The following is a 22,725-nucleotide window of genomic DNA, read 5'->3' as shown; positions in this document are numbered from 1 at the left end:
GAACGAAAGGCGGCTCGGCATGACGAAGCGACGCGACGAGATCGCGGTCATCGGCGCCGGATTGGCCGGCTGTCTGGCCGCCTGCTTCCTGGCCCGGCGTGGCTACCCGGTGGCCCTCTACGAGCGCCGCTCCGACCCGCGTGCCGGCACCGCCGAGCGCGGTCGCTCGATCAACCTGGCGCTCTCCGAGCGCGGTCTGGACGCGCTGCGCCGGATCGGGCTGGCCGAGCAGGTGCTGACCGACGCGCTGCCGATGCGCGGCCGGATGATCCACCCGGTCGAGGGGGAGCAGCAGTTCCAGTCGTACAGCGCGGCCGGTGACCGGGCGATCAACTCGATCAGCCGGGGAGCGCTGAACAACGCCCTGCTGGACGAGGCCGCGGCGCTGCCCGGGGTGCGGGTCGTCTTCGACCACCGGCTGGTCGGGCTCGACCCGACCGACGGCACCCTGAGCTTCGAGACCCCGCAGGGCACGGTCGCCGCCAAGGCGTCGGTCGTGCTGGGCGCCGACGGTGCCGGCTCGGCGGTACGCGGGCAACTGCTCGCGTACGGGCTGCTCGACGAGAGCGTGGACTTCCTCGACTACGGATACAAGGAGCTGACGATCCCGCCGCTGGGCGGGGACTTCGCGCTCGAGGAGGACGCGCTGCACATCTGGCCGCGCGGCACCTCGATGATGATCGCGCTGCCCAACCCGGACCGCTCCTTCACCTGCACGCTGTTCTGGCCGAACGAGGGCGACGGGAGCTTCGCGGCGCTGGACGACCCGGCGGCGATCGAGGAGCACTTCGCCAGGCACTACCCGGACGTCGTCCCGCTGGCACCGAACCTGGTCGACGACTACCGGCACAACCCGGTGGGCGTGCTCGGCACGGTCCGCTGCGCGCCCTGGCAGGTGTTCGGCAAGGTCGGCCTGCTCGGCGACGCGGCGCACGCGATCGTGCCCTTCTACGGCCAGGGCGCCAACTGCGCCTTCGAGGACGTGGTCGAGTTGGACCGCTGCCTGGACGAGTGCGCCGACGACTGGTTGGCCGCGCTGCCGCTGTTCCAGCGACGCCGCCAGGAGAACGCCGAGGCCATCGCCACGATGGCGTTGACCAACTTCGTGGAGATGCGGGACAGGGTCGCCTCGCCGGTCTTCCAGCTCCGTCGCAGGGTCGAGCACGCCCTGGAACGGGCCCTGCCCGGCCGGTACGTTTCCCAGTACGAGCTGGTGTCCTTCTCCACCACGCCGTACGCGGAGGTCCGCCGCCAGGTGCGTCGGCAGCATCGGGTGCTCGGCGCGGTCGTCGGCGGGGCCGCGCTGCTGCTGGTCGGCGCGATCGGCGCGGCACTGAGCCGAGGGAGGCGCGCGTGAGCGACAACTGGGATCCGCGACTGATGGCCGGTCACGCGCCGGCCGGCCCGCAGCGGTTGCGCAACTTCGTCGGCGGCGAGTTCGTCGACGGCGGGCCGACGTTTCCCAAGGCCAGCCCGGTGACCGGGGAGCAGGTCTTCGAGGTGGCCGAGGCGTCGGAGTCCACGGTGGACGACGCGGTGGCCGCCGCCCGGGCCGCACTTCGGGGGCCGTGGGGCCGGATGGGGGAGCGTGAGCGCGCCGAGGTGCTGCGCCGCGTCGCCGACGAGTTGGAGCGCCGCTTCGACGACCTGGTCACCGCCGAGGTCGCCGACACCGGCAAATCCATCGCCCAGGCCCGCACGTTGGACATTCCGCGCGGCGCGGCGAACTTCCGGGCCTTCGCCGAGATCGTGGCGACCGCCCCCACCGAGTCGTTCACCACCGTCACCCCGACCGGCGGCCGGGCGCTGAACTACGCGCTGCGCAAGCCGGTCGGCGTGGTCGCGGTCATCGTGCCGTGGAACCTGCCGCTGCTGCTGCTCACCTGGAAGGTCGCCCCGGCCCTGGCCTGCGGCAACGCCGTCGTGGTCAAGCCCAGCGAGGAGACACCCGCCTCGGCGACGCTGCTCGCCGAGGTGATGGCCGCCGCCGGCGTACCGGCCGGGGTGTTCAACCTGGTGCACGGGTTCGGGCCGGACTCGGCCGGCGAGTTCCTCACCCGGCACCCGGGCGTCGACGCGATCACCTTCACCGGCGAGTCGGCCACCGGGGGCGCGATCATGCGGGCCGCCGCCGACGGGGTGAAGGCGGTCAGCTTCGAGCTGGGCGGCAAGAACGCCGGCCTGGTCTTCGCCGACGCCGACCTGGACGCCGCGGTGGCCGGGTCGATGCGGTCCAGCTTCACCAACGGCGGGCAGGTGTGCCTCTGCACCGAACGCATCTACGTGCAGCGCCCGGTCTTCGAGGAGTTCACCGCCCGGCTCGCGAAGCGGGCCGGCGAGCTGGCGTACGGGTGGCCGACCGACGAGGCCACCGCCACCATGCCGCTGATCTCGCATGCGCACCGGGCGAAGGTGCTCGGCGCGTACGAGCTGGCCCGCGCCGAGGGCGCCGAGGTGTTGACCGGCGGCGGCACGCCCACCTTCGGCGACGCCCGCGACGGCGGGTCGTACGTGCAGCCGACAGTGCTCACCGGGCTCGGCCCGGACGCCCGCACCAACCGGGAGGAGATCTTCGGCCCGGTGGTGCACGTGGCACCGTTCGACACCGAGGACGAGGCGTACGCCCTGGCCAACGGCACCGAGTACGGCCTCGCGGCGACCGTGTGGACCCGGGACGTGGGCGTCGCGCACCGGGCCGGTGCCCGGCTGGACGCCGGCATCGTCTGGGTCAACACGTGGTTCCTGCGTGACCTGCGCACCCCGTTCGGCGGGGTGAAGGCGTCCGGCATCGGCCGGGAGGGTGGCGTGCACTCGTTGAACTTCTACTCCGAGCTGACGAACGTCTGCGTGGACCTGTCGTGAGCCGTGGCGAGGGAGCGGGCATGGAAGCTGACATCGAGGCCGCCAACCGGGAGCTGGCCGACGCCCGCAGCACCGGCAAACCGTGCCCGCCACTGCGGGGTCGGCTGCTGCCGGAGGGCGACGTCGAGTCCGCGTACCGTGTGCAGCAGCTCCAGGCGCGGGCCTGGCAGGGCCGCGGCGAACGCCGGGTCGGCGCGAAGATCGGGCTGACCTCCCGGGCGGTGCAGGAGACCTTCGGGGTGTTCCAGCCCGACTTCGGCATGCTGACCGACGCCATGGCGGTCGACGACGGAGTCGAGGTGCCGATCGACAGGCTGCTCCAACCGCGGGTCGAGGCGGAGATCGCGTTCGTGCTCGACAAGGATCTCGCCGACCCGCAGCTCACCACTGTCGATTTGATCCGCGCGGTCGACCACGTGCTGCCGGCCATCGAGATCGTCGACTCGCGGATCGCGGCCTGGGACATCTCCATCGTGGACACCATCGCGGACAACGCCTCCAGCGGGCTCTTCGTGCTCGGCACCACGCCGCGCCGACTCGCCGACGTCGACCTGCGACTGTGCGGAATGGTGCTGGAACACGCCGGTGAGCCGGTCTCGGTGGGTGCGGGCGCGGCCTGCCTGGGCAACCCGCTGCACGCCCTGCGCTGGCTGGCCGGCACACTCGCCCGCGCCGGTGACCCGCTGCGCGCCGGGGACGTGGTGCTCTCCGGGGCGCTCGGCCCGATGGTGCCGGTCACCCCGGGAGCCGCGTACGAGGCGCGAATCTCCGGGCTCGGCTCGGTGCGCACGGCCTTCACCCGAGGGGAGTCAGCGTGAGCGTCGGCGTGGCGGTGCTCGGTTCCGGAAACATCGGCACCGACCTGATGATCAAGGTGTTGCGGCTGAGCAGTGCTGCTGATGGGTCGCGACTGCGGGACTCCGCTTCGCTGCGTTCCTCGCGCTCCCCGGCAAGCCTGACGATGGTGGCGATGGCCGGCATCGACCCGGCCTCCGACGGTCTGGCCCGCGCTCGCCGGCTCGGCGTGGCCACCACCGCCGACGGCGTGGACGGCCTGGTCGCGATGCCCGAGTTCGCCGACGTCGAGCTGGTCTTCGACGCCACCTCGGCCGGCGCGCACCGACGCCACGACGAGGTGCTGCGCGCACACGGCCGCACCGTCGTCGACCTGACCCCGGCCGCGCTCGGCCCGTACGTGGTGCCGCCGGTCAACCTCGACGAGCACCTGCACGAGCGCAACGTCAACATGGTGACCTGCGGCGGGCAGGCCACCGTGCCGATCGTCGCCGCCGTCCGCCGGGTCACCCCGGTGGCGTACGGGGAGATCGTCGCGTCCATCGCCTCCCGCTCGGCCGGGCCGGGCACCCGGGCCAACATCGACGAGTTCACCGAGACCACGGCACGGGCCATCGAGGTGGTCGGCGGCGCGGAGCGGGGCAAGGCGATCATCGTGCTGAACCCGGCGGACCCGCCGCTGCTGATGCGCGACACCGTCTACTGCCTCTGCCCCGACGCCGACGCCGACCGCGCCGCCATCGCCGCCTCGGTGGCGGACATGGTGGCGACGGTCCAGGAGTACGTCCCCGGCTACCGCCTCAAGCAGGACGTGCAGTTCGACCGGGTGCGGGCGTACCTGCCGACGCTCGGGCGGCAGCTCACCGCGTTGCAGGTGTCGGTCTTCCTGGAGGTCTCCGGAGCCGGGCACTACCTGCCGGCGTACGCCGGCAACCTGGACATCATGACCTCCGCCGCGCTGCGCACCGCCGAGCGGCTGGTGGCCCTGCGTTCCTCGGAGGTGGCCGCGTCATGACCGACCTGTACATCCAGGACGTCACGTTGCGCGACGGCATGCACGCCATCGCCCACCGGTACACCGTCGAGCAGGTGCGCACCATCGCCGCCGCGCTGGACGCCGCCGGGGTGGCCGCCATCGAGGTGGCGCACGGCGACGGGCTCGCCGGGTCCAGCGTCAACTACGGCCACGGCGCCGCCAGCGACGCCGAGTGGATCTCCGCCGCCGCCGAGGTGCTCACCACGGCGAAGCTGACCACCCTGCTGCTGCCCGGCATCGGCACCATCGCCGACCTGAGGGCGGCGAAGGCGCTCGGGGTGACAAGTGTCCGCGTCGCCACCCACTGCACCGAGGCGGACATCTCCGCCCAGCACATCTCCTGGGCCCGGGAGAACGGCATGGACGTGGCCGGGTTCCTGATGATGTCGCACATGAACGATCCGGCCGGGCTGGCCGGGCAGGCCAAGCTCATGGAGTCGTACGGGGCGCACTGCGTCTACGTCACCGACTCCGGCGGGCGACTGCTCATGTCCGACGTGGCGCAGCGGGTCGACGCGTACCGGCAGGTGCTGGCACCGGACACGCAGATCGGCATCCACGCGCACCACAACCTGTCCCTCGGGGTGGCCAACAGCGTGCTCGCCGTCGAACACGGCCGGGTCACCGGGTCCGCGCCGGTCGGCCCGGACGCACCCCACGGCCGGACCGTCCGCGTCGACGCCTCCCTCGCCGGCATGGGCGCGGGAGCCGGCAACGCACCGCTGGAGGTCTTCGTCGCGGTCGCCGAGCTGCACGGCTGGAAGCACGGCTGCGACGTGTTCGCGCTGATGGACGCCGCCGACGACATCGTCCGTCCGTTGCAGGACCGGCCGGTCCAGGTGGACCGGGAAACGCTCTCCCTGGGGTACGCCGGGGTCTACTCCAGCTTCCTGCGGCACGCCGAACGGGCCTCCGCGAAGTACGGCGTGGACGTCCGGTCGATCCTGGTCGAGCTGGGCCGACGCCGGATGGTCGGCGGCCAGGAGGACATGATCGTGGACGTGGCACTCGACCTGGCCGGCCAGGAGGCCGTGAGCGTGAGGAGTGAGCCGGGTTTGCGAGCCCCGCAGTCGCGAACGAAGGGTGGCGCAGCATGATCGGCGTAGACATCGTCGGGATCGCCGACAAGCTGGGCGCGGCGGCCGACACGGCCACCGCGATCCCGCAGCTCGCCGCCGAGACCGGCCTCGACGTGGACACCGCGTACGGCGTGCAGGCCGCGCTGGTGCAGCGCCGGCTGGACCGCGGTGAGCGGCTGGTCGGGCTGAAGATGGGGCTGACCAGCCGGGCGAAGATGGCCCAGGTCGGCGTGGACGAGGTGATCTGGGGGCGGCTCACCAACGCGATGCGGGTGCCCGACGGTGGCGTTGTCGACCCGGCCGCGTACATCCATCCCCGGGTCGAGCCGGAGGTGGCGTTCCTGCTGGACCGCCTGCCCGAGCCGGGTGAGCCGGTCGGCGACTTCGCCGACGCGGTCCGCGCGGTCGCCCCGGCCATCGAGTTGATCGACTCCCGGTACGCGGACTTCCGCTTCTCGCTGCCGGACGTGATCGCCGACAACACCTCGGCCGCCGCGTTCGTGATCGGGCCGTGGTCGCCGGTGCCCGACGGGTTGGACAACCTGGGCGTGCTGCTGGAGGTCGACGGTCGGGTGGCGCAGGTCGGCTCGACGGCGGCGATCCTCGGCGATCCGCGCCGGGCGCTCGACGAGGGCATCCGGCTGGCCGGCCGGCACGGGGTGCGGCTGGAATCCGGCTGGGTCTTCCTGGCCGGTGCCGCGACCGCGGCTGTGCCGCTGCGTCCCGGTGCCCATGTCCGTGCGGTCGTGGAGAAGCTGGGCACGGCGTCTTTGCGGGTGTCCTCGTGAGCGCGGCCGTGGGGGTTCCGGGCAGCCCGACCGGCTCCGGGCGGTCAGGCTTGATCCCTGCGCTGGTCGGGCTGCCCGGAACCCCTGACCTGGTTGGGGTTCGCGTTGCCGTGCCGGGTGGGGGTGGGTCATGAGTGGGGCTGGTGCTCGGGTTGTCCCGGGCAAGGCTGTCCCGCGGGGGGCTTTTCCGCACGTCAAGGTGGCGGGTGGGTTCGTCTTCGTTTCCGGTACGTCGTCGCGGCGGGCGGACAACACGTTCGCCGGTGTGTCGGTCGACGAGTTCGGTACGACGAACCTCGACATCCGGGTGCAGACGCGGGCGGTCATCGAGAACGTGCGGGACCTGCTGCGGTCGGTCGGCGCGGACCTCGGCGACCTCGTGCAGGTGAGCACCTACCTGGTCAACATGAACGACTTCGGTGGTTACAACGAGGTGTGGGCGGAGTTCTTCGACGCGTCCGGGCCGACCCGCACGACGGTGGCGGTGCACCAGTTGCCGCACCCGCACCTGCTCATCGAAATCCAGGCCGTGGCCCTTCTCCCCTCCGGAGGTCAGTCGTGAGTGAGATCGCCGAGCCGTTCAGCTTTCCGGGCTGGATCGCGGACAACCAGCACCTGTTGAAGCCACCGGTGGGCAACAAGGAGATGTTCCCCGGCGGGGACGACTTCATCGTGATGGTGGTGGGCGGGCCCAACCAGCGCACCGACTTCCACGTGGACCCGTACGAGGAGTTCTTCTACCAGGTCAAGGGCAACATGCACATCAACCTGATGACCCCGGAGGGGCCGCGTACGGTGCACGTGCGCGAGGGCCAGATGTGGATGTTGCCGCGCAACACCCCGCACTCGCCGCAGCGCCCGGAGGCCGGCTCGATCGGCATGGTCGTGGAGCGGGTCCGCGAGGAGGGCACCCTGGAGACCTTCCAGTGGTACTGCCCCGAGTGCGGAAACAAGGTGCACGAGGTGGAGTTGCAGGTCCGCGACATCGCGGCCGACCTGCCGCCGGTGTTCCAGGCGTTCTACGCCGACGAGGCCGCCCGCACCTGCGCCAACTGCGGCACCCTGCACCCGGGCAAGGGCTGATGCCCGCAGGTGTGGTGGACGTGCACACGCACGTCGTACCGAAGGGGTGGCCGGACCTCGGCGCGGCGTGCGGCGGGTCCGGTTGGCCCTGGTTGCGGGTCGACTCCGAACGCGCCGCCATGATCATGGTGGGGGAGTCGGAGTTCCGCCCGGTCGGCGCCGAGTGTTGGGACGCGTCGCGCCGGCTGGCCGACATGGACGCCGACGGCGTGGACGTGCAGGTGGTCTCGCCGACGCCTGTCTTCTTCAGCTACGACCGCCCGGCCGACCAGGCGGTGAAGGTCGCGCGGATCTTCAACGACCTGACCCTGGAGGTCACCGCGGCCGGGGGCGACCGACTGGTGCCGTTCTGCCAGGTGCCGCTCCAGGACCCGGACGCCGCCTGCGCCGAGTTGGATCGCAGCCTGGCCGCCGGGCACGTCGGCGTGGAGATCGGCAACCATGTCGGCGACCGGGACCTGGACGACGCCGGGGTGGTCACCTTCCTGCAACACTGCGCCGAGGTGGGCGCGCCCGTCTTCGTCCACCCGTGGGACATGCCGGGCGGTCCGCGCCTGGACCGGTGGATGGCCCGGTGGCTCACCGGGATGCCCGCCGAGACGCACCTGTCGGTGCTGGCGATGATCCTGGGTGGCGTCTTCGACCGGGTGCCGGAGACACTGCGGATCTGCTTCGCGCACGGTGGCGGCAGCTTCCCGTTCTGGCTCGGTCGCGCCGACAACGCCTGGCACCGCCGTGGCGACCTGGTCCGTGGCGCGTCCGCCGCCCCGCCCAGCAGCTACGTCGACAGGTTCAGCGTCGACTCGGTGGTCTTCGCGCCGCCCGCGCTGCGGCTGCTCGTCGACACGCTGGGGGAGGACCGGGTGCTGGTCGGCAGCGACTACCCGTACCCGTTGGGCGAACGCCCGGCCGGCGCGGTGGTCCACGACGCCGACTTCCTCACCGACAACCAGCGCGACAAGCTGCTCTCGGCCAACGCCCTGCGCTTCCTCGGCGAGTCGGCTATATAACGAAAGCCTTCGCGGATATACTCGGCGCATGAAGACCGTTATCGATCTTGACGATGAACTGCTCGACCGGGCCCGCCTTGAGCTCGGCACCAAGAGCAAGAAGGACACGATCCATGCCGCGCTGCGGCTCGTCGCGGAGCGCAGCGAGCGGATGGAGGCCATCCGGGAGCTGATTTCGATCAACCGGGATTGGACCGGCCTGCTCGAGGACGACAAGACACCGCGCGGGGAACAGGACGCCGCGTGAACCTGCCGGTTGGGCTCTACCTCATTGACACGTCGGCCTGGAGTCGCGTCCGTCAGCCGATCGCCGGCAAGCGGATCATGACCATCCTCGGGGAACAGCTCGCGGCGACCTGCGTGCCGCTCGACCTCGAAGACGGGCGGAGCGCCCGCGACTTCCGGGACGCCATGACGATACGTGCGCGCCGCGCCGAGCTGATGATCGACCTTCCGATCACTCAGGCCGTGGCGACCAGGGCGCGCGATCTGCAACTGGCGCTGACGGCACGCGGTCACCACCGCGCCGCCAGCCCGGTTGACGTCCTGGTTGCTGCCGCCGCTGCCGAATACTCCGCGATCGTCCTGCACTACGACCGGGACTTCGACCTGATCAGTGACGTCGGTGGGCCGCGCAGTGAGTGGGTGGCGCCCGCGGGCTCGCTCAGCTGATCCGAGGACGTCGTGTCGGAGGCCGCCGGCCGGTCAAGAGCGGCAGGATGACGGGATGGCCGAAATGCACGACCTGACCGCGTTGGAGCAGGCCGCCGCGATCGCCCAAGGCGAGCTGTCCAGCGTCGACCTGGTCGAGCACGCTCTGCGCCGGGTGGCGGCGCTCGGCGACACCGTGGGCGCGTTCGTCACCGTCACACCCGAGCTGGCCCGGCAGGCAGCCCGCGCCGCCGACGCCGTGCCGACCGAGGCGCGCGGCCCGCTGCACGGTGTGCCGACCGCGATCAAGGACCTGACGCTCACCGCCGAGGTCCGCACCACCTTCGGCTCGGCCGCGTTCGTCGACTTCGTCCCGCCGGTCGACGCCGACGTGGTCCGGTTCATCAAGGCCGCCGGCCTGGTCAGCCTCGGCAAGACGACCACCTCCGAGTTGGGCTCCTCGCTCTACTCCGAGGGCCGGGTCGCGCCCCCGGCCCGCAACCCGTGGCAACTGGCGTACACCGCCGGTGGGTCCAGCGGTGGCGCGGCGGCGGCGGTCGCGGCCGGCCTGGTCCCGGTCGCCCAGGGCTCCGACGGCGGCGGCTCCCTGCGCATCCCGGCGTCGCTCTGCGGCCTCGTCGGCTACAAGCCCAGCCGTGGCCTGGTCTCCGGTGGGCCGCTCGGCTTCGGCGCGTTCGGCCTGCCCACCAGCGGCCCGCTCGGGCGGACCGTCACCGATGTCGCCGCTCTGCTCGACGTCATGGCCGTGCCGGTCCCCGGCGAGCCCTACCTGCCGCCGACCGCGCCGCCGGGCGGCTACCTGGCCGCCGCGCGCCACGCCGAGCCCGGCCGGCTGCGGATCGGCCGGTTCACCACGCCGATGCTCGCCGACGAGCCGGTGCACCCCGACTGCGTGGCCGCCGTGGACCGGGCCGCCGCGCTGCTCACCGCGGCCGGGCACGAGGTGGTCGAGGTGACACCGCCACTCGGGCCGGCGGCGTGGCCGCTGTTCGAGATCCTCTGGTACGTGCTGGCGCTCACCCCGGTGCCGCCACAGCGGGAGGCGGAGCTGCTGCCGCTGACCCGGTGGCTGCGGGCCCGGGGCGCCGAGATCTCCGCCGGCACCCTGGCCGCCACTCTCGGGGAGTTGCAGGCGCAGGTCCGTCTCGGTGCCCGGCGCACCGCCGGATGCGACCTGCTGCTCTGTCCCACCCTGGCCGCCCCGCAGGCACCAGTCGGCTGGTTCACCGCCGATGGTGACCCGGCGGCCGACTTCGACAGGCAACGCCGCTTCTCGCCCTACTGCGCCATCTTCAACGTCACAGGCGATCCCAGCGTCTCCCTGCCGCTGGGCACCACGACCGACGGCCTGCCCGTCGGGGTGCTGCTCACGGGCCGGTACGGCGACGACACGCGGCTCATCGCGACGGCTGCGCAACTGGAACACTCCAGTTGCGGATGGGATCGGCACCCCGCAATCTGGCGGGCCGTCGACTCCGCTAACGTGAATGGTGACGGCGTCGGGCGGTCGACATCATGATCGTCCATCCGGCCCGGTTGTTCGAGGTCGTCCTTCTTCCGCCTGGGGGCGTTGGGATTGTCTGTTACCGAGACGTTGCTGGTCTTCGTCGGCATCCCGTTGGCCGCGGTGCTGGTCATCGCCGGCCTGTCGTACGCCGGTAGCCACGGTGGTGCAACCGGCGGTGGCGGTGGCGCCAAGCGCTACCGGCCGGGCCGGCCCTTCGACTTCACTCCGGTCTGGTTCCTGGGCCGCCCGGAGCAGCTGGCCGACTCGGCCGGCACCGCGCTGGAAGCAGGGGCGCAGGCGCCCGCGTTGACCAGCCACAAGCTCGAGCAGGCCAGCGTCGAGGCGCCGGCCGGTGGAACCGGAGGCGCAAGTGACAGTTGGTGAGAAGCAGGCCGGGTCGGGAAATCCGCCCGAGGTGCTGGACGGGCCCTTCTCGACCCGCCAGCTGCTGCGCATCGACGAGGCGCTGCGCCTGGCCGACAAGGGCACCGGGCTGGTCTTCTCGGTCTTCGTCGGCGGTCTCGACGAGCCGATCCGTGAGCACGCCCAGCGGCTGCACCGTCAGCTCGCCGACCCCGACAAGTCGGTGCTGATCGCCGTGTCGCCCAACCAGCGCCAGTTGGAGATCATCACGGGGCGGTACGCGCGCAAGCGCATCCCCGACACGTACGCCAAACTGGCCGCGCTCTCCATGGCGGGCGCGTTCAGCGGCGGCGACCTGGCCGGCGGCATCATCAACGGCCTCGACCAGCTCGCCAGCCACGCCGGCAAGGGCTGAGCCCTCCCACCGACGACGAAGCCCGGTCCGCGTAACCAGCGGGCCGGGCTTTCCCGTGTCAGCGGGGCCAGGCGGACGGATCGAGGCGCATCGGCCACGGCTCGTCGATCCGCACCGGGTCGTCCGGGCCGACCGTGCCGAGCAGGTTGTAGTGAACGCCCTTAACCAGCTCGTAGCGATAGATCACGGGGCCGAAGTCGCCGCGCTCGACCCGCCAGTATGCGGGAATGCCAGCCTCGGCGTAGAGCGCAGGCTTGGTGAACCGGTCATACCGACGGCTGCTCGGTGACTCCACCTCGACGACAAGCGCCACGTCCGCTGCTTCGACCCAGGTGCCGTCCGCGGGGGCCGTCGGCTTCAGCACCGTGACATCTGGGATGAGGTTGCCCTCGACCGCGCGAAGCCCCGCCTCCCGGATAACCCGCCATCCGGTTGGTGCCGCCGCTCGTAGGGCTGCCCGAAGTTCATCCGCCAATTCCTGGTGGCCGAAACCCGGTGGGGGGGTCACGTGCAGGCTCCCGTCGATGATCTCGTAGCGGTTCCCATCCTCGGGAAGGTTGAACAGGTCCTGCTCGCGCCACGCGCGCGCGGGGGGCCGCCACTCGTCGGTCGGCTGAGCCATCACGTCTACCTCCTTTCGCAACCATAATGGCGCGGGCCGGCATGGGCTCGCACCCACGCCGGCCCGGGCCGCGTGCTCCCTACCAGTCAGCTCTGCTGGGCGTCCTTCGCGCGGGCCCTGAGCGCCCGCACGACGCCGTCGCGGCCCTCGGCCACCAGTCGGCGCAGCGGGCCGGGGTGCCCGTCACCGGCCAGCCACGCGTCGGTGGCCGCGACCGTGTCGTCCTCCACCAGGTAGGTCGGGTACGCCAGTTGCGCGAACTCCTGCGCGGGCTCGCTGTCCCGGGTGGCCCACACCTGGCTGACCGCCGCGAAGTACCGCTCCCGGTAGGGCGCGACCAGGTCCACCTGCGCCGGGTGGGCGAGGCCCTGCAACAGCGCCCGGTGCCGCCAGTTGGGCAGGGCGTCCGGGCCGGTCAGCAACGCCCAGACGGCCGCCTTGTTGTCTGCCGTCGGCACCAGTGCGTGCGCGTACGCCGCTTCCCGCTCGCCGCTGGCGGTGCGGTCACCGGCCAGTTCGGCTTCGATCTCGGCGGCACCGGCCGCGCCGTTGGCCACCAGCGCGGCGAGCACCGACCAGCGCAGCTCGGTGTCCACGGTCAGCCCGGCCGGCGCACCGGTGCCGTCCAGCCAGCCGCGCAGCGTGGCCAGGTCCTCCTCGGAGCGGGCCGCCGAGGTGAACGCACGGGCCCAGGCGAGCTGGAAGCCGCTGCCGGGCTCCGCGTTGGCGAGCGCGTCCCGGGCGGTACGGGCCAGGTCGGCCCAGCCGGTCGGCGCCCAGGCCGGGTCGGCGTAGAGGGTGAGCGCGGTGGTCGCCTGCCGCAGGGTGGCGGTGACCAGGTTGATGTCGGTCTCGGCGGGCAGCCCGCTCAGCGTGAGCGCCACGTAGTCGCGGGCGGACAGCTCCGCGTCGCGGATCATGTCCCACGCGGCGGTCCAGCACAGTGCCCGCGCCAGCGACGACTCGAAGCCACCGATGTGCTGCACCACCGTCGCCATCGAACGGTCGTCGAGGCGCAGCTTGGTGTAGCTCAGGTCGTCGTCGTTGAGCAGCAGCACGTCGGCGGCCCGGACACCGCGCAGCTCGGCGAGGTCGGTCCGCTCGCCTGTCACGTCCACCTCGTGCCGCTCGCGGCGCACCAGCCGCCCGTCGGTCAGGTCGTACAGGCCCACACCGATCCGGTGCGTGCGCAGCGTCGGGTACGCCGTCGGCGCCTCCTGCCGCACCACCACCTGCTCGTACGTGCCGTCCGCGCCGATCGTCACCTCCGGCCGCAGCGTGTTGACCTGCGCGGTCTCCAGCCACTGCGCGGCGAACTTGCGCAGCTCCCGGCCGGACGCGGCCTCCAACTCGGTGAGCAGGTCGTCGAAGGTGGCGTTGCCCCAGGCGTGCTTGCCGAAGTAGGCCCGCAGCCCGGCCACGAACGGCTCCTCACCCACGTACGCGACGAGCTGCTTGAGCACGCTCGCGCCCTTGGCGTAGGTGATGCCGTCGAAGTTGACCTCGACGGCCTCCATGTCCGGCATCTCGGTGTAGACCGGGTGGGTGGAGGAGAGCTGGTCCTGCCGGTAGCCCCAGTTCTTGCGGATGGACAGGAACGTCGTCCACGCCTCGGTGAACCGGGTGGCGTTGGTGTTGCACCAGTGGCTGGCCCACTCGGCGAACGACTCGTTCAGCCACAGGTCGTTCCACCAGCGCATGGTGACCAGGTCACCGAACCACATGTGGGCCAGCTCGTGCAGGATCGTGTTGGCCCGCTGCTCGTACTCGAAGTCGGTGACCTGCGAACGGAACAGGTAGTGCGACTCGGCGTGCGTCACACAGCCGAAATTCTCCATCGCGCCGGCGTTGAAGTCGGGCACCCAGAGCTGGTCGTACTTCGGCAGCGGGTAGCGCACGCCGAACTTCTCGTGGAAGAAGTCGAAGCCCTGCTTGGTGATCAGGTTGAGATCCTCGGCGTCGAGATGGGCGGCCATGCTCGCGCGGCAGAAGTATCCGAGGTCGATGCCGTCGTGGCTGTCGCGCACCTCGTGGTACGGCCCGGCGCACATCGCCGTGATGTAGGTGCTCATCCGGGGCGACTCGGTGAAGTGCAGCGTCTTGAGCGACTCACCCGCCGGCTCCTCGCGCTGCACCGGCATGTTGGACACGGCCCGCCAGTGCGCCGGCACGGTGGCGTGCCAGGTGTAGACGCTCTTCAGGTCGGGCTGGTCGAAGCAGGCGAACACCCGCTGCGCGTCGGCGGTCTCGAACTGGCTGTAGAGGTAGGTCTCGCCGTCCACCGGGTCGACCGTGCGGTGCAGGCCCTGCCCACTGTTGGAGAAAGCGAAGTCGGCGTCGACCACCAGGGTGTTGTCGCTGTCCAAGCCGGACAGGACCAACCCCTTCTCGGCGGACCAGTCGGAGAGGTCGACAGGCGCGCCGTTGAGCGTCGCGGACCGCACCGACTCGGCGGCCAACTCGATGAAGGTGCTCGCACCCGGTTCGGAGCAGCGGAACCGGACCTCGGTCGTCGACCGGAACGTGCGGCCGTCGGCCGCCAGCACGGCGGTGGACAGGTCCAGACTGATGTCATACCCCGTCACGTTGAGCAGGCGGGCCCGCTCGGTCGCCTCGACCTGCGTCAGGTTGCGCACTCCCGGCACTGTTTGTCTCCATCCCACATGTCGCCGTACGCCCGGCGGCGCCCGTTCGCCTACCGCTCGTGACGGCTGGCCCATTCGAGTCTTCCATGTACGGGCAGCCCGCGGTGGCCGAGGTCACGCTCTCATCCGGGTGCCGGTCGATGCGCTGCGGGGTGAAGATTCTCCCGAGACGCCGACCGCCGCCGGCGCCACCCGTCGCGAAGGGATCTCACCGTGACCGAACGTGTCACCGCCGACATGTGGTTCGACCCGGCCTGCCCGTGGGCGTGGATCACCTCCCGTTGGCTGCTCGAGGTCGAGCAGATCCGGGACGTGGACATCCGCTTCCACGTGATGAGCCTGTCCGTGCTCAACGATGGCCGGGACGAGCTGTCCGAGGATTACAAGGAGTTCCTGAGGACCGCCTGGGGCCCGGTGCGGGTCTGCATCGCCGCCGAGCAGCGGTACGGCAACGAAGCCCTGCGCCCGCTCTACACCGCGCTCGGCACCCGGATCCACCTGGGCAAGGAGGAGCGGCGCCACGAGCTCTACGTCGCCGCGTTGACCGACGCCGGCCTGGACCCGGCGCTGGCCGCGGCCGCCGAGAGCACCGACTACGACGAGGCGCTGCGGGCCAGCCACGAGGCCGGTATGCGCCCGGTCGGGCAGGACGTCGGCACGCCCGTCGTGCACGCGCCCGGCCCGGACGGCAGCCCTGTCGCGTTCTTCGGCCCGGTGATCACCCCGGCCCCGAAGGGGGAGGCCGCCGGTCGGCTCTGGGACGGTGTGCTGCTGGTCGCCGGCACCCCGGGCTTCTACGAGCTCAAGCGCACCCGCGAGCAGGACCCGATCTTCGACTGAGAGACGCGCGCGTGGCTCCCCTGTCAACGCCGGACGTCGGCAGGGGAGCGCTGCCCGACGGCGTACGCGCCCGGTCGGCGTGTCGCGGGTCGGCGGCCTCTGCCCCGTCACCGGGGACCGCCGGGCTCGTTGGCCTGCATGTCCGCCGCAGCGACCCGCAGTTCGTGGAGGCAATCCCGATGGCCAAGCACCGCGCGTCCGGTGACGATCAGCTGACCCGGCCGGGGGTGATCGAGACACCCGGCGCGGCCTACTGGTCGGTCGACGACTCCCGCTGGCCGGCGGTCCGCCCCGACCTTCCCGCCCATGTGGCGGACCTGCTCGCCTCGCCCATCGTGGTCGGCGTGGCCCGGGTGCCGGTGACCTCCCGGCTGACCCCGGTAGTCCCCGTGGCACCGCTGCTCGCCGATCCCGCGCCGCCGGTCGTCGCGGTGACCGAGCCCGTACCGGCTCCCGCCGTGGCGTCGGTTCCGGTCCTTCCGTCGGCTGCCGCGCCGGCCGAGCCCGCGCCGCCGCCCCCGGCCCCGGCCGCCCCGCGTCCGGTGCCGACGCCGCCGCTGAGCCCGCGACCCGTCCCGGCGCCGCCGCCCGATCGCCCGGTGCCGGGGCCGCCCGCGTCACCTCGCCGCGCCGTGAACACCGGGCCGGCCGCGGCCGGTCGACGGGGCAACGCCGGACCGGCGGCGGGCCGGCACCGGCGGGGCGCGTCCGACCGCGCCAGCTGACCGGCTCGGCACTTTCATCTGGTGGACCCGGCGTGGGTCCCCGTCGGTGGCGACACCGCCGCCGGTAGCGTCAGTGGGCATGACGGTCGTGCATCCGATCTCCCGGGCGTGGGTCACCACTGGTGGCACCGGCGCGCAAAACTACGACGAGTTCGCCGACGACGCGGAGATCACCGCGATCATCGAGGCGAACCCGCACAGTGCTCTCGGCATCGAGATGCCGCATCGTGCCCCGCAGAGCCTGGGCACGTCGTTCCTCGACGCGCTGCCGGCCGCGGCGGCCCGCCTCGCCGAGGCGAAGGCCGACGGCAGTTACACCCCCGCCGAGCAGGTGGTGGTGCTCTACCGGATCAGCGCGCCCGGTGAGGAGCCGGCGTACGGGCTGTTCGCGATGGTGGACACCGACCAGATCTCCACCCGGGCCGACGAGCCGGGCCTGGTCATCCGCAACGAGGACGTCTTCATCGCCAAGGTGCGCGAGCGGGTGGCGCTGGCCGAGGCGCTGGGTCACCTGCTCTCCCCCGTGCTCCTGCTCCAGACCGGCCGGGGTGACGAGCTGCACGCCGCCCTCGCGGCGGCGACCGAGTCGGCCGGTGCGCCCGCCGCGACGGACACCGACCAGGCGGGCCGCACGCACGCCATCTGGTTGCTCGGCCCCGGCCCGGAGCAGACCACGCTGACCGACCTCGCCGGTGGCGGGGAGCTGGTCGTCGCCGACGGTAACCACCGCAGCCTGGCCGCCCAGACCGGCGGGCTGCCGCGCTTCCTGGCCGTGGTCACCACGCCCGCGTCGGTGGCCATCCAGCCCTACAACCGGCTGGTCAGCGAGCTGACCACCACGCCGGCCGAGCTGCTCGACCGGCTGCGGGCGGCGGGCGCCGAGGTCACGCCGATCGACGGCCCGGTCGAGGTCCCGGCGGCCGGCGGCACCGTGCACCTCCGCCTCGGCGACCAGGGGTACGCGGTACGCCTGCCCGCCACGGCCGCAGGCGACCTGGAAAACCTGGACCACGCGCTCGTCGAGCGGCTGCTGCTGCGCGACGCGCTCGGTCTGGACCCGGGCGACAAGCGGATCACCTACGTCGGCGGCGACTACCCGGCGAGCTGGCTCACCGGTGAGGTCGACGCCGGGCGGGCCGAGCTGGCGATCCTGATCGCCCCGGTGACGGTGGCGGACTTCGTCGCGGTGAACCTGGCCCGGGAGAAGATGCCGCGCAAGAGCACCTGGTTCACTCCGAAGGCGCGCGGCGGTCTGGTCGTCGCGGAGCTGCCACGCTGAGCGGTCGCGCACCCGACCGTGTGACGAACCCGGCTCTCCGACGCCGCCCGCGCGACGTCGGAGAGCGCGGCCTGAGAGACTGCGCGGTATGCGCGTCTACCTGGGATCCGATCATGCCGGTTTCGAGTTGAAGGTGCACCTGGCCAACCACCTGGCCAAGCAGGGGTACGACGTGGTCGACGTCGGCCCGCACGGTTACGACCCGGACGACGACTACCCGACGTTCTGCCTGCACACCGGCGACCAGGTGGTGGCCGACGAGACGGGCCTCGGCGTGGTCATCGGTGGGTCCGGCAACGGTGAGCAGATCGCCGCGAACAAGGTCGCCGGGGTCCGCGCGGCGCTTGCCTGGAGCGTGGAGACCGCCCAGCTCGCCCGCCAGCACAACGACGCCAACGTGGTCGCGATCGGTGCCCGTCAGCACACCCTGGACGACGCCACCGGCATCGTCGAGGCGTTCCTGAACACGCCGTTCTCCGGCAACGAGCGGCATGCCCGTCGGATCGCCCAGGTGGCCGAGTACGAGAAGACCCGGCAGTTGCCCGAGCTGCCCTGACCGTGGGGTCAGCGCGGCGAGCGGGGCAGCTCCTCGCGGGGCACCCAGTTGCGTCGGACGACCACCACCCGGGCCTCCGCCTCGGCCAGGTCGTCGTCGGTGGGTCGGGCCGCGTCCCGGGCCCGTAGCGCGGCGCTGAGCCCCACCTGGGACGAACCGGAACCGACCAACCCGCGCAGCCCCCGCTCGCCGTCGCGCTCGTCGCCGCCGGAGTTCCGGCGGCGCGGGGGCGGGTCGTCACCGTCGTGCACACCCGTGGTGCTGGTCGTCGGGCTGTCGGTGCTCCGACCGGCCGTCTCGGGGTCGGGGTGGTGGTGGCGCAGCCGTCGCCGTCGTCGGTCGGGGTCACCCATCAGCCGACCGTACCCTGCCCGGCGTGCGATTCGGCACTGTCGTGCCGGTCCGTGTCCCGGGCGGGGTCGGCGAGTGGTTTGCCGGCTGGTTACCCTCGAATTCAGGCGGTGGTGATGCCGTCGGTCAGGGGGAGGACGAGATGGCAGACCAGACGCAGCCGTGGGCGGAGCGGACCGTGGAGGTGCCACCGCAGGCCGGCGTCGGGGTGCCGCCGCAGCGTGACGGGTTCCGCCGGGGCGTGGCTCCGGTGGGCCAGCCGCGCAGTCCGCGGACCGAGCCGTTCGGAGTGGTCGAGCAGGAGCCGACCGGCACCGGCTGGCCCGGTGAGCCGGCCCCGCGTCGGCCACTGAGCTGGCGGATGGCGCAGCTCCGTCGCGGCGGTGAGTGGAGTGCGGCGGCCGGGCTCTTCGCGTTCGTGTGCTGGGGGATCTGGGCGCTCTCCGGTCAGGGTGACCTGAGCGGTCCGCTGCTGGTGCTGGTGCTCAGCCTGCTGGTGGCGGTCGGCCTGTTCGCCCTGTCCCGGCTGGTCGGCCGGATGGTGTGGGAGCGGCAGCTCGGACGGGTGCGGCGCAGCGCCCGGGGTGCCCACCTGGCGACCGCGGTGTTCCTCGTCGGCCTCGGCGTGGCGTGGCTCCAGCAGACCGAGTGGGTCGTCTCGGCCTGGAACTGGATCTCCTCGAACTGATCGTGACCGCGTACGGGCGGGTCGGCTCGCCGCCGCCCGCCCGTACGCCCGGTCGCGGCACGCCGCGACACCGGTCGTCTCCCCACCAGGCAAGGCTGCTGCTTACCCGGCCGGCCACGGTTCATCCGTGGCCGGCCGGTCCGACTGCGGACATCGATGCCGCCCGCACCATCTTTCTTCCCAGCTGACCTCAAGGGTCCGTCACCGGCCGCTCGGTGTCGAGGAGTTCGCGCAGTTCCCGCAGGGCCGACGGCCAGGCATAGCCACGGACGAAGTCGTCCACCCGGAAGGAGGCGGCCTGGCCGTCGTCTCGCAGTTGACGGCGGATGGCGGCGACGAAGGAGCCGGTGTCCTGCCCGGTGATCGCGACGACGCCGGGTGGAAGGTCGACCAGACCGCTGGCGCCCACCGCCGTCGACACGACGCGTAGGCCACCGGCGACGTACTCGAGGATCTTGATCCTCGATCCGCCCCCTTCCAGCAGCGGCACGATGCCCACGGTCGCCTCCCGCATCAGCGTTCGTACCGTCTCCGGGTTCGGCACGAGGGAGACATTCGGTGCGTTGCGGCAGAGTTCCGCGACGCCGGCCGAGGGATTCCGTCCGGCGACGACGAGTTCGATGCCCGGGACGTCGGAGACGAGCCGGCGCCAGGCCGGGCTGAGCAGCAACCAGCGCAGCCCGTCGACGTTCGGTTTCCAGTCGAGGGCGGCGAGGAAGAGCAGCCGGTCCGGCCTCGAGATGGGCGCGACGGTGAGCTGCTCTGGCCAGATGCCGTTGGTGCAGACGATGATCCGACGTGGGCCGTGGGGGGCCAGCAGTCGGCGATCGGCCTCCGTCGTCACCACAACGGGAAGATCGCGGACGACGATTCGCTCCATCCGCCGCAGCAGCGCCACCTCGGCGCGCCACAGCGGGCGCTGCGCGTGGGGGACCTTTCGGGCCCGCTGCCGAACCAGGTCGGACTCGACGTTGTGCATGCTGACCAGGATCGGGCCGACCGTCTCCGGTAGGTGACGGGCCAGGCGCGCGATGTTGGTGTGGTCGACGACGCAGGCCCGGAAGCGATCGAACCGCCGCAGCGCGATCCGGAGGTTGCCGAGCAGGGCGGAACCGCTTTGCAGTACACCGCCGACGGTCTGGTATTTCGGGAGTGTCAGCAGATCCCGCAGCGCGTCGGCGACAGCCCGGCGTGGTCGGTGGACGGTGATCGTCTCGTACCCGGCGCCGTCGGGAAGAACATGGACGGCATCCGGGCACACCACGACGGTCGCGCCGCCTGCCGCGAGCACCCGGGCGATCGCGTCGGTTCGCAGCGTCGCACCGGAGTCGGGTGGTATGTGGAACTCCTTGGTGATCAGCAGAACTGGTGCCGCTGGCGACGTCAGGTCCGGAGGAGACATCGGCGCTCCAGGTCGGAAGGGACGGTCGGCGTCAGTGGGCGGTGGTACCGCCGAGTCGGGCTGGAGGTATCGGGTCGGACTCACGGAACCGGTCGGTCTCGCCGACCCGGTCGGACTCAGCGCCGGTGAAGGGTCCGACGGCGGCGTGGGCGGCGCGGCGGCGCACCGCGAGGTGGGCCGCGAGCAGCCAACCCCCGCCCACGATGATCTCGCTCAGGGTGCAGATCAACCGGCTGGCCAGCGCCACCACCCCCGCGACCGGGAGCGGCAGCACCGTGGCGAGTGCGAGCACGAGGACCGCCTCGCGCACCCCGACCCCGTCCGGGACGATGACCACGAGGACACCGCTCACGGTGGCGAGGCTGAACGCCGCGACGCAGATCAGGTACGACCGGCCGGGCGGCGCGCCGGCCGCGACCGCCAGCAACCAGACGTGGTGCCCGGAGACCATCCAGGAGACGGTCTGCGCCCCGATCGCCCGACGCATCCCCCGGTCGGTGACCCGCATCGACGACGGACGGCGGAGCAGGCGTGCGACCGTACCCGCGGCCTGGTTGATCAGGCCGGGGAAGAGCAGGAAGGCGAGGACCGGCACCGCCGCCAGCACCAGCCACCAGGCCCGACCACCCAGGACGGCCGGTCCGGCTGCGGCACCGACGGTCAGTCCGCTGAGGTTGACGATGATCGTGCTGAACAGGAAGACCGCTGCCATCCGCACCGGCGGCACCCGTTCCATCCGACCCATCTGGATGATCGCCGGTAGCGCCCACAGCTTGCCCGGGATGAACTTGCTCAGGAAGGCCACGAAGAAGATCCGCGCCGACGCCCAGCCGCCGACCGGGCCCCCGATGTCCACCAGCAGCGCCCGCCAGGACAGCAGGCCGAGCACCAGTCCCACCGAGGTCACCAGGAAGGAGGCGGCGAGCAGTAGGGCGAACCAGCCGGCGCTGTGCCCCTGCGCCAGGGTGCCGACCAGGGACCAGTCCTGATCGCGAAGGGCCACCACCGCGCCGACCAGCATCGCGACCACGAGCGCGGTGACGAGCACCCGGCCGAGCACGCGCCGCCAGGAGCCCGGCCGTCTGGCAGGCCGGGCCGCTTCGACAGGTGGGGGCACTCGCGCGTACGACGGGGTCACAGGTCGAGGTTAGGCGGGAAGGCTTGGCACCACCTTGGCCCGACGGGCGAGCACGGCAAGGATCGGACATGCGGGCGGCGGGCGATCACACCGGTGCGGCTCGGAGCCTGCTCCGGCGGGGAGCCGCCGCGGCGCAAACAGGGGACCGAATACCACTTCTGCAAACAAAGTTAAGCGATAGGGAAAACGCCGGCGCACCGTGGACGCCGGACACGTCCGGAAGTAGGACGATGAGAGTCCCTAAGGAATGGTACATGACAATAGATTCCGCGGCCCACCCACCGGGCGGAGCGACGAAGCGGCGAGTGTGGGTGGCCACACCTGCACAGATAGCGCCCGGCATTCGACTTGTCGTCGGGACGGGTGCGAAACTGGTGATCATGGAAAAGAGTAAATTTCGATGATCCCGATTCTACCGACAAGGGAGGGGTCGAGCGCCCCCCCGGCCCCGACACGGCGGCATCCTCGATAAGGTGGAACAGGAAAGCGCTCAACGAAATAGGTGGGCTGTTCACCGGGGTGGAGACCGCACCAAACCGCCGTACCTCGCGACCGGAGGAAATCGACCTCGACGTACGGGTCCCGGCAGCGGACGCTTTCAGCCCAGCGCCGGGCCTGGGCCACCGCGGTCCCGTTGGTCACACCAGGCAGCGGCGCCGGTCGCCGCCGCGCAGCGAACAAGTCTTCCTGTTCAAGGCCCGTGACGCGGGGGGGGGGGGGGGCCCCCCCCCCCCCCCCCCCCCCCCCCCCCGGGGGGGGGGGGGGGGGGGGGGGGGGGGGGGGTTTGCTGGGTTACTCGGGCGGGGCCTTTTCGGGTGGGACGCCCACGTGTAGGCGCACCTGGGGGACCAGCATGTCGTCCACGTCCA

24 protein-coding genes are annotated in these 22,725 nt (G+C 72.0%); 19 read left to right on the top strand and 5 right to left on the bottom strand.

Annotated elements, in window-relative coordinates; all coding sequences use genetic code 11:
- Positions 1–19 precede the first annotated feature (19 nt).
- From ACGFIQ_RS35480 to ACGFIQ_RS35415, 14 genes are all read left to right on the top strand, one after another.
- On the top strand, positions 20–1,357 hold the full coding sequence (locus ACGFIQ_RS35480; RefSeq protein ID WP_393250595.1) for an FAD-dependent oxidoreductase: 1,338 nt from the start codon (positions 20–22) through the stop codon (positions 1,355–1,357).
- Positions 1,358–1,380: 23 nt separating this feature from the next.
- Positions 1,381–2,862 (top strand): 2-hydroxymuconic semialdehyde dehydrogenase, encoded by a 1,482-nt coding sequence (locus ACGFIQ_RS35475; RefSeq protein WP_393250613.1) that lies wholly within the window; start codon positions 1,381–1,383, stop codon positions 2,860–2,862.
- A gap of 20 nt (positions 2,863–2,882) precedes the next feature.
- On the top strand, positions 2,883–3,680 hold the full coding sequence (locus tag ACGFIQ_RS35470) for a 2-keto-4-pentenoate hydratase (protein ID WP_393250593.1): 798 nt from the start codon (positions 2,883–2,885) through the stop codon (positions 3,678–3,680).
- Positions 3,677–4,672 (top strand): acetaldehyde dehydrogenase (acetylating), encoded by a 996-nt coding sequence (locus tag ACGFIQ_RS35465; RefSeq protein WP_393250591.1) that lies wholly within the window; start codon positions 3,677–3,679, stop codon positions 4,670–4,672. The genes ACGFIQ_RS35470 and ACGFIQ_RS35465 overlap by 4 nt, the downstream gene beginning before the upstream one ends.
- Positions 4,669–5,790 (top strand): 4-hydroxy-2-oxovalerate aldolase, encoded by a 1,122-nt coding sequence (gene dmpG / locus ACGFIQ_RS35460; protein WP_393250589.1) that lies wholly within the window; start codon positions 4,669–4,671, stop codon positions 5,788–5,790. Before ACGFIQ_RS35465 ends, dmpG begins: the two co-directional genes overlap by 4 nt.
- Positions 5,787–6,560, top strand: a complete 774-nt coding sequence (locus tag ACGFIQ_RS35455; protein ID WP_393250587.1) for a 2-keto-4-pentenoate hydratase — start codon at positions 5,787–5,789, stop codon at positions 6,558–6,560. Before dmpG ends, ACGFIQ_RS35455 begins: the two co-directional genes overlap by 4 nt.
- A gap of 130 nt (positions 6,561–6,690) precedes the next feature.
- A complete protein-coding gene (locus tag ACGFIQ_RS35450; RefSeq protein ID WP_393250585.1) occupies positions 6,691–7,122 on the top strand; it encodes a RidA family protein in 432 nt (143 codons plus the stop codon).
- Entirely contained in the window at positions 7,119–7,643 is a 525-nt protein-coding gene (locus ACGFIQ_RS35445) for a 3-hydroxyanthranilate 3,4-dioxygenase (protein WP_393250583.1), read from the top strand. Before ACGFIQ_RS35450 ends, ACGFIQ_RS35445 begins: the two co-directional genes overlap by 4 nt.
- Positions 7,643–8,653 (top strand): amidohydrolase family protein, encoded by a 1,011-nt coding sequence (locus tag ACGFIQ_RS35440; RefSeq protein WP_393250581.1) that lies wholly within the window; start codon positions 7,643–7,645, stop codon positions 8,651–8,653. The genes ACGFIQ_RS35445 and ACGFIQ_RS35440 overlap by 1 nt, the downstream gene beginning before the upstream one ends.
- Positions 8,654–8,681: 28 nt before the next feature.
- The gene (locus ACGFIQ_RS35435) at positions 8,682–8,900 is read left to right on the top strand and encodes a type II toxin-antitoxin system VapB family antitoxin (RefSeq protein ID WP_357079915.1); all 219 of its coding nucleotides are present in this window, start codon (positions 8,682–8,684) and stop codon (positions 8,898–8,900) included.
- A complete protein-coding gene (locus tag ACGFIQ_RS35430) occupies positions 8,897–9,325 on the top strand; it encodes a PIN domain-containing protein (protein ID WP_393250578.1) in 429 nt (142 codons plus the stop codon). The genes ACGFIQ_RS35435 and ACGFIQ_RS35430 overlap by 4 nt, the downstream gene beginning before the upstream one ends.
- A 55-nt stretch (positions 9,326–9,380) precedes the next feature.
- Positions 9,381–10,844 (top strand): amidase, encoded by a 1,464-nt coding sequence (locus ACGFIQ_RS35425; RefSeq protein ID WP_393250576.1) that lies wholly within the window; start codon positions 9,381–9,383, stop codon positions 10,842–10,844.
- A gap of 75 nt (positions 10,845–10,919) precedes the next feature.
- Positions 10,920–11,216 carry a hypothetical protein gene (locus ACGFIQ_RS35420; protein WP_393250611.1) on the top strand — a complete coding sequence of 99 codons (297 nt, stop codon included), beginning with the start codon at positions 10,920–10,922 and terminating at the stop codon, positions 11,214–11,216.
- On the top strand, positions 11,203–11,610 hold the full coding sequence (locus ACGFIQ_RS35415; RefSeq protein WP_357079924.1) for a DUF5130 family protein: 408 nt from the start codon (positions 11,203–11,205) through the stop codon (positions 11,608–11,610). The genes ACGFIQ_RS35420 and ACGFIQ_RS35415 overlap by 14 nt, the downstream gene beginning before the upstream one ends.
- 58 nt (positions 11,611–11,668) lie before the next feature.
- Here ACGFIQ_RS35415 and ACGFIQ_RS35410 read toward each other — a convergent pair whose 3' ends face one another.
- On the bottom strand, positions 11,669–12,232 hold the full coding sequence (locus tag ACGFIQ_RS35410; RefSeq protein WP_393250574.1) for a Uma2 family endonuclease: 564 nt from the start codon (positions 12,230–12,232) through the stop codon (positions 11,669–11,671).
- A gap of 86 nt (positions 12,233–12,318) precedes the next feature.
- Positions 12,319–14,868 (bottom strand): aminopeptidase N, encoded by a 2,550-nt coding sequence (gene pepN, locus ACGFIQ_RS35405; protein WP_393250572.1) that lies wholly within the window; start codon positions 14,866–14,868, stop codon positions 12,319–12,321.
- A gap of 222 nt (positions 14,869–15,090) precedes the next feature.
- Between pepN and ACGFIQ_RS35400 the strand changes: the two genes are divergently transcribed.
- The 4 genes from ACGFIQ_RS35400 (at position 15,091) to ACGFIQ_RS35385 (ending at position 18,277) form a co-directional block, all read left to right on the top strand.
- Entirely contained in the window at positions 15,091–15,717 is a 627-nt protein-coding gene (locus tag ACGFIQ_RS35400) for a disulfide bond formation protein DsbA (protein ID WP_393250570.1), read from the top strand.
- A gap of 179 nt (positions 15,718–15,896) precedes the next feature.
- Complete coding sequence (locus ACGFIQ_RS35395; protein WP_393250568.1) at positions 15,897–16,442, top strand: hypothetical protein; 546 nt, start codon at positions 15,897–15,899, stop codon at positions 16,440–16,442.
- 79 nt (positions 16,443–16,521) lie between these two features.
- Positions 16,522–17,721: a DUF1015 family protein gene (locus ACGFIQ_RS35390; RefSeq protein ID WP_393250566.1), complete on the top strand. Its 1,200-nt coding sequence runs from the start codon at positions 16,522–16,524 to the stop codon at positions 17,719–17,721.
- An 88-nt stretch (positions 17,722–17,809) separates the two neighbouring features.
- Entirely contained in the window at positions 17,810–18,277 is a 468-nt protein-coding gene (locus tag ACGFIQ_RS35385) for a ribose-5-phosphate isomerase (RefSeq protein WP_393250564.1), read from the top strand.
- A gap of 8 nt (positions 18,278–18,285) precedes the next feature.
- Here the strand turns inward: ACGFIQ_RS35385 and ACGFIQ_RS35380 are convergent, their stop codons facing one another.
- On the bottom strand, positions 18,286–18,630 hold the full coding sequence (locus ACGFIQ_RS35380; protein ID WP_393250562.1) for a hypothetical protein: 345 nt from the start codon (positions 18,628–18,630) through the stop codon (positions 18,286–18,288).
- Between the two features lie 140 nt (positions 18,631–18,770).
- Here ACGFIQ_RS35380 and ACGFIQ_RS35375 point away from each other — a divergent pair, with 140 nt between their 5' ends.
- Positions 18,771–19,316, top strand: a complete 546-nt coding sequence (locus ACGFIQ_RS35375) for a hypothetical protein (protein WP_357079948.1) — start codon at positions 18,771–18,773, stop codon at positions 19,314–19,316.
- Positions 19,317–19,506: 190 nt separating this feature from the next.
- Here ACGFIQ_RS35375 and ACGFIQ_RS35370 read toward each other — a convergent pair whose 3' ends face one another.
- The gene (locus ACGFIQ_RS35370; RefSeq protein WP_393250560.1) at positions 19,507–20,718 is read right to left on the bottom strand and encodes a glycosyltransferase family 4 protein; all 1,212 of its coding nucleotides are present in this window, start codon (positions 20,716–20,718) and stop codon (positions 19,507–19,509) included.
- A gap of 31 nt (positions 20,719–20,749) precedes the next feature.
- Positions 20,750–21,856, bottom strand: coding sequence for a lysylphosphatidylglycerol synthase domain-containing protein (locus tag ACGFIQ_RS35365; protein WP_393250558.1), 1,107 nt, complete (start codon positions 21,854–21,856; stop codon positions 20,750–20,752).
- Between the last annotated feature and the right edge of the window lie 869 nt (positions 21,857–22,725).

This window comes from Micromonospora sp. NPDC048898, assembly GCF_043198035.1.
Taxonomy (GTDB): Bacteria; Actinomycetota; Actinomycetes; order Mycobacteriales; family Micromonosporaceae; genus Micromonospora.
Note: the sequence above shows the minus strand (reverse complement) of the source record. Positions and strands in the feature narration are given on the sequence as shown.

Coding starts and splice junctions, on each gene's coding strand:
- ACGFIQ_RS35410 (WP_393250574.1), bottom strand. CDS start 12,232: ATGGCTCAGCCGACCGACGAGTGGCGGCCCCCCGCGCGCGCGTGGCGC.
- ACGFIQ_RS35470 (WP_393250593.1), top strand. CDS start 2,883: ATGGAAGCTGACATCGAGGCCGCCAACCGGGAGCTGGCCGACGCCCGC.
- ACGFIQ_RS35440 (WP_393250581.1), top strand. CDS start 7,643: ATGCCCGCAGGTGTGGTGGACGTGCACACGCACGTCGTACCGAAGGGG.
- ACGFIQ_RS35370 (WP_393250560.1), bottom strand. CDS start 20,718: ATGTCTCCTCCGGACCTGACGTCGCCAGCGGCACCAGTTCTGCTGATC.
- ACGFIQ_RS35385 (WP_393250564.1), top strand. CDS start 17,810: ATGCGCGTCTACCTGGGATCCGATCATGCCGGTTTCGAGTTGAAGGTG.
- ACGFIQ_RS35425 (WP_393250576.1), top strand. CDS start 9,381: ATGGCCGAAATGCACGACCTGACCGCGTTGGAGCAGGCCGCCGCGATC.
- ACGFIQ_RS35380 (WP_393250562.1), bottom strand. CDS start 18,630: ATGGGTGACCCCGACCGACGACGGCGACGGCTGCGCCACCACCACCCC.
- ACGFIQ_RS35390 (WP_393250566.1), top strand. CDS start 16,522: ATGACGGTCGTGCATCCGATCTCCCGGGCGTGGGTCACCACTGGTGGC.
- ACGFIQ_RS35475 (WP_393250613.1), top strand. CDS start 1,381: ATGGCCGGTCACGCGCCGGCCGGCCCGCAGCGGTTGCGCAACTTCGTC.
- ACGFIQ_RS35435 (WP_357079915.1), top strand. CDS start 8,682: ATGAAGACCGTTATCGATCTTGACGATGAACTGCTCGACCGGGCCCGC.
- ACGFIQ_RS35455 (WP_393250587.1), top strand. CDS start 5,787: ATGATCGGCGTAGACATCGTCGGGATCGCCGACAAGCTGGGCGCGGCG.
- dmpG (WP_393250589.1), top strand. CDS start 4,669: ATGACCGACCTGTACATCCAGGACGTCACGTTGCGCGACGGCATGCAC.
- ACGFIQ_RS35375 (WP_357079948.1), top strand. CDS start 18,771: ATGGCAGACCAGACGCAGCCGTGGGCGGAGCGGACCGTGGAGGTGCCA.
- ACGFIQ_RS35480 (WP_393250595.1), top strand. CDS start 20: ATGACGAAGCGACGCGACGAGATCGCGGTCATCGGCGCCGGATTGGCC.
- ACGFIQ_RS35395 (WP_393250568.1), top strand. CDS start 15,897: ATGGCCAAGCACCGCGCGTCCGGTGACGATCAGCTGACCCGGCCGGGG.
- ACGFIQ_RS35450 (WP_393250585.1), top strand. CDS start 6,691: ATGAGTGGGGCTGGTGCTCGGGTTGTCCCGGGCAAGGCTGTCCCGCGG.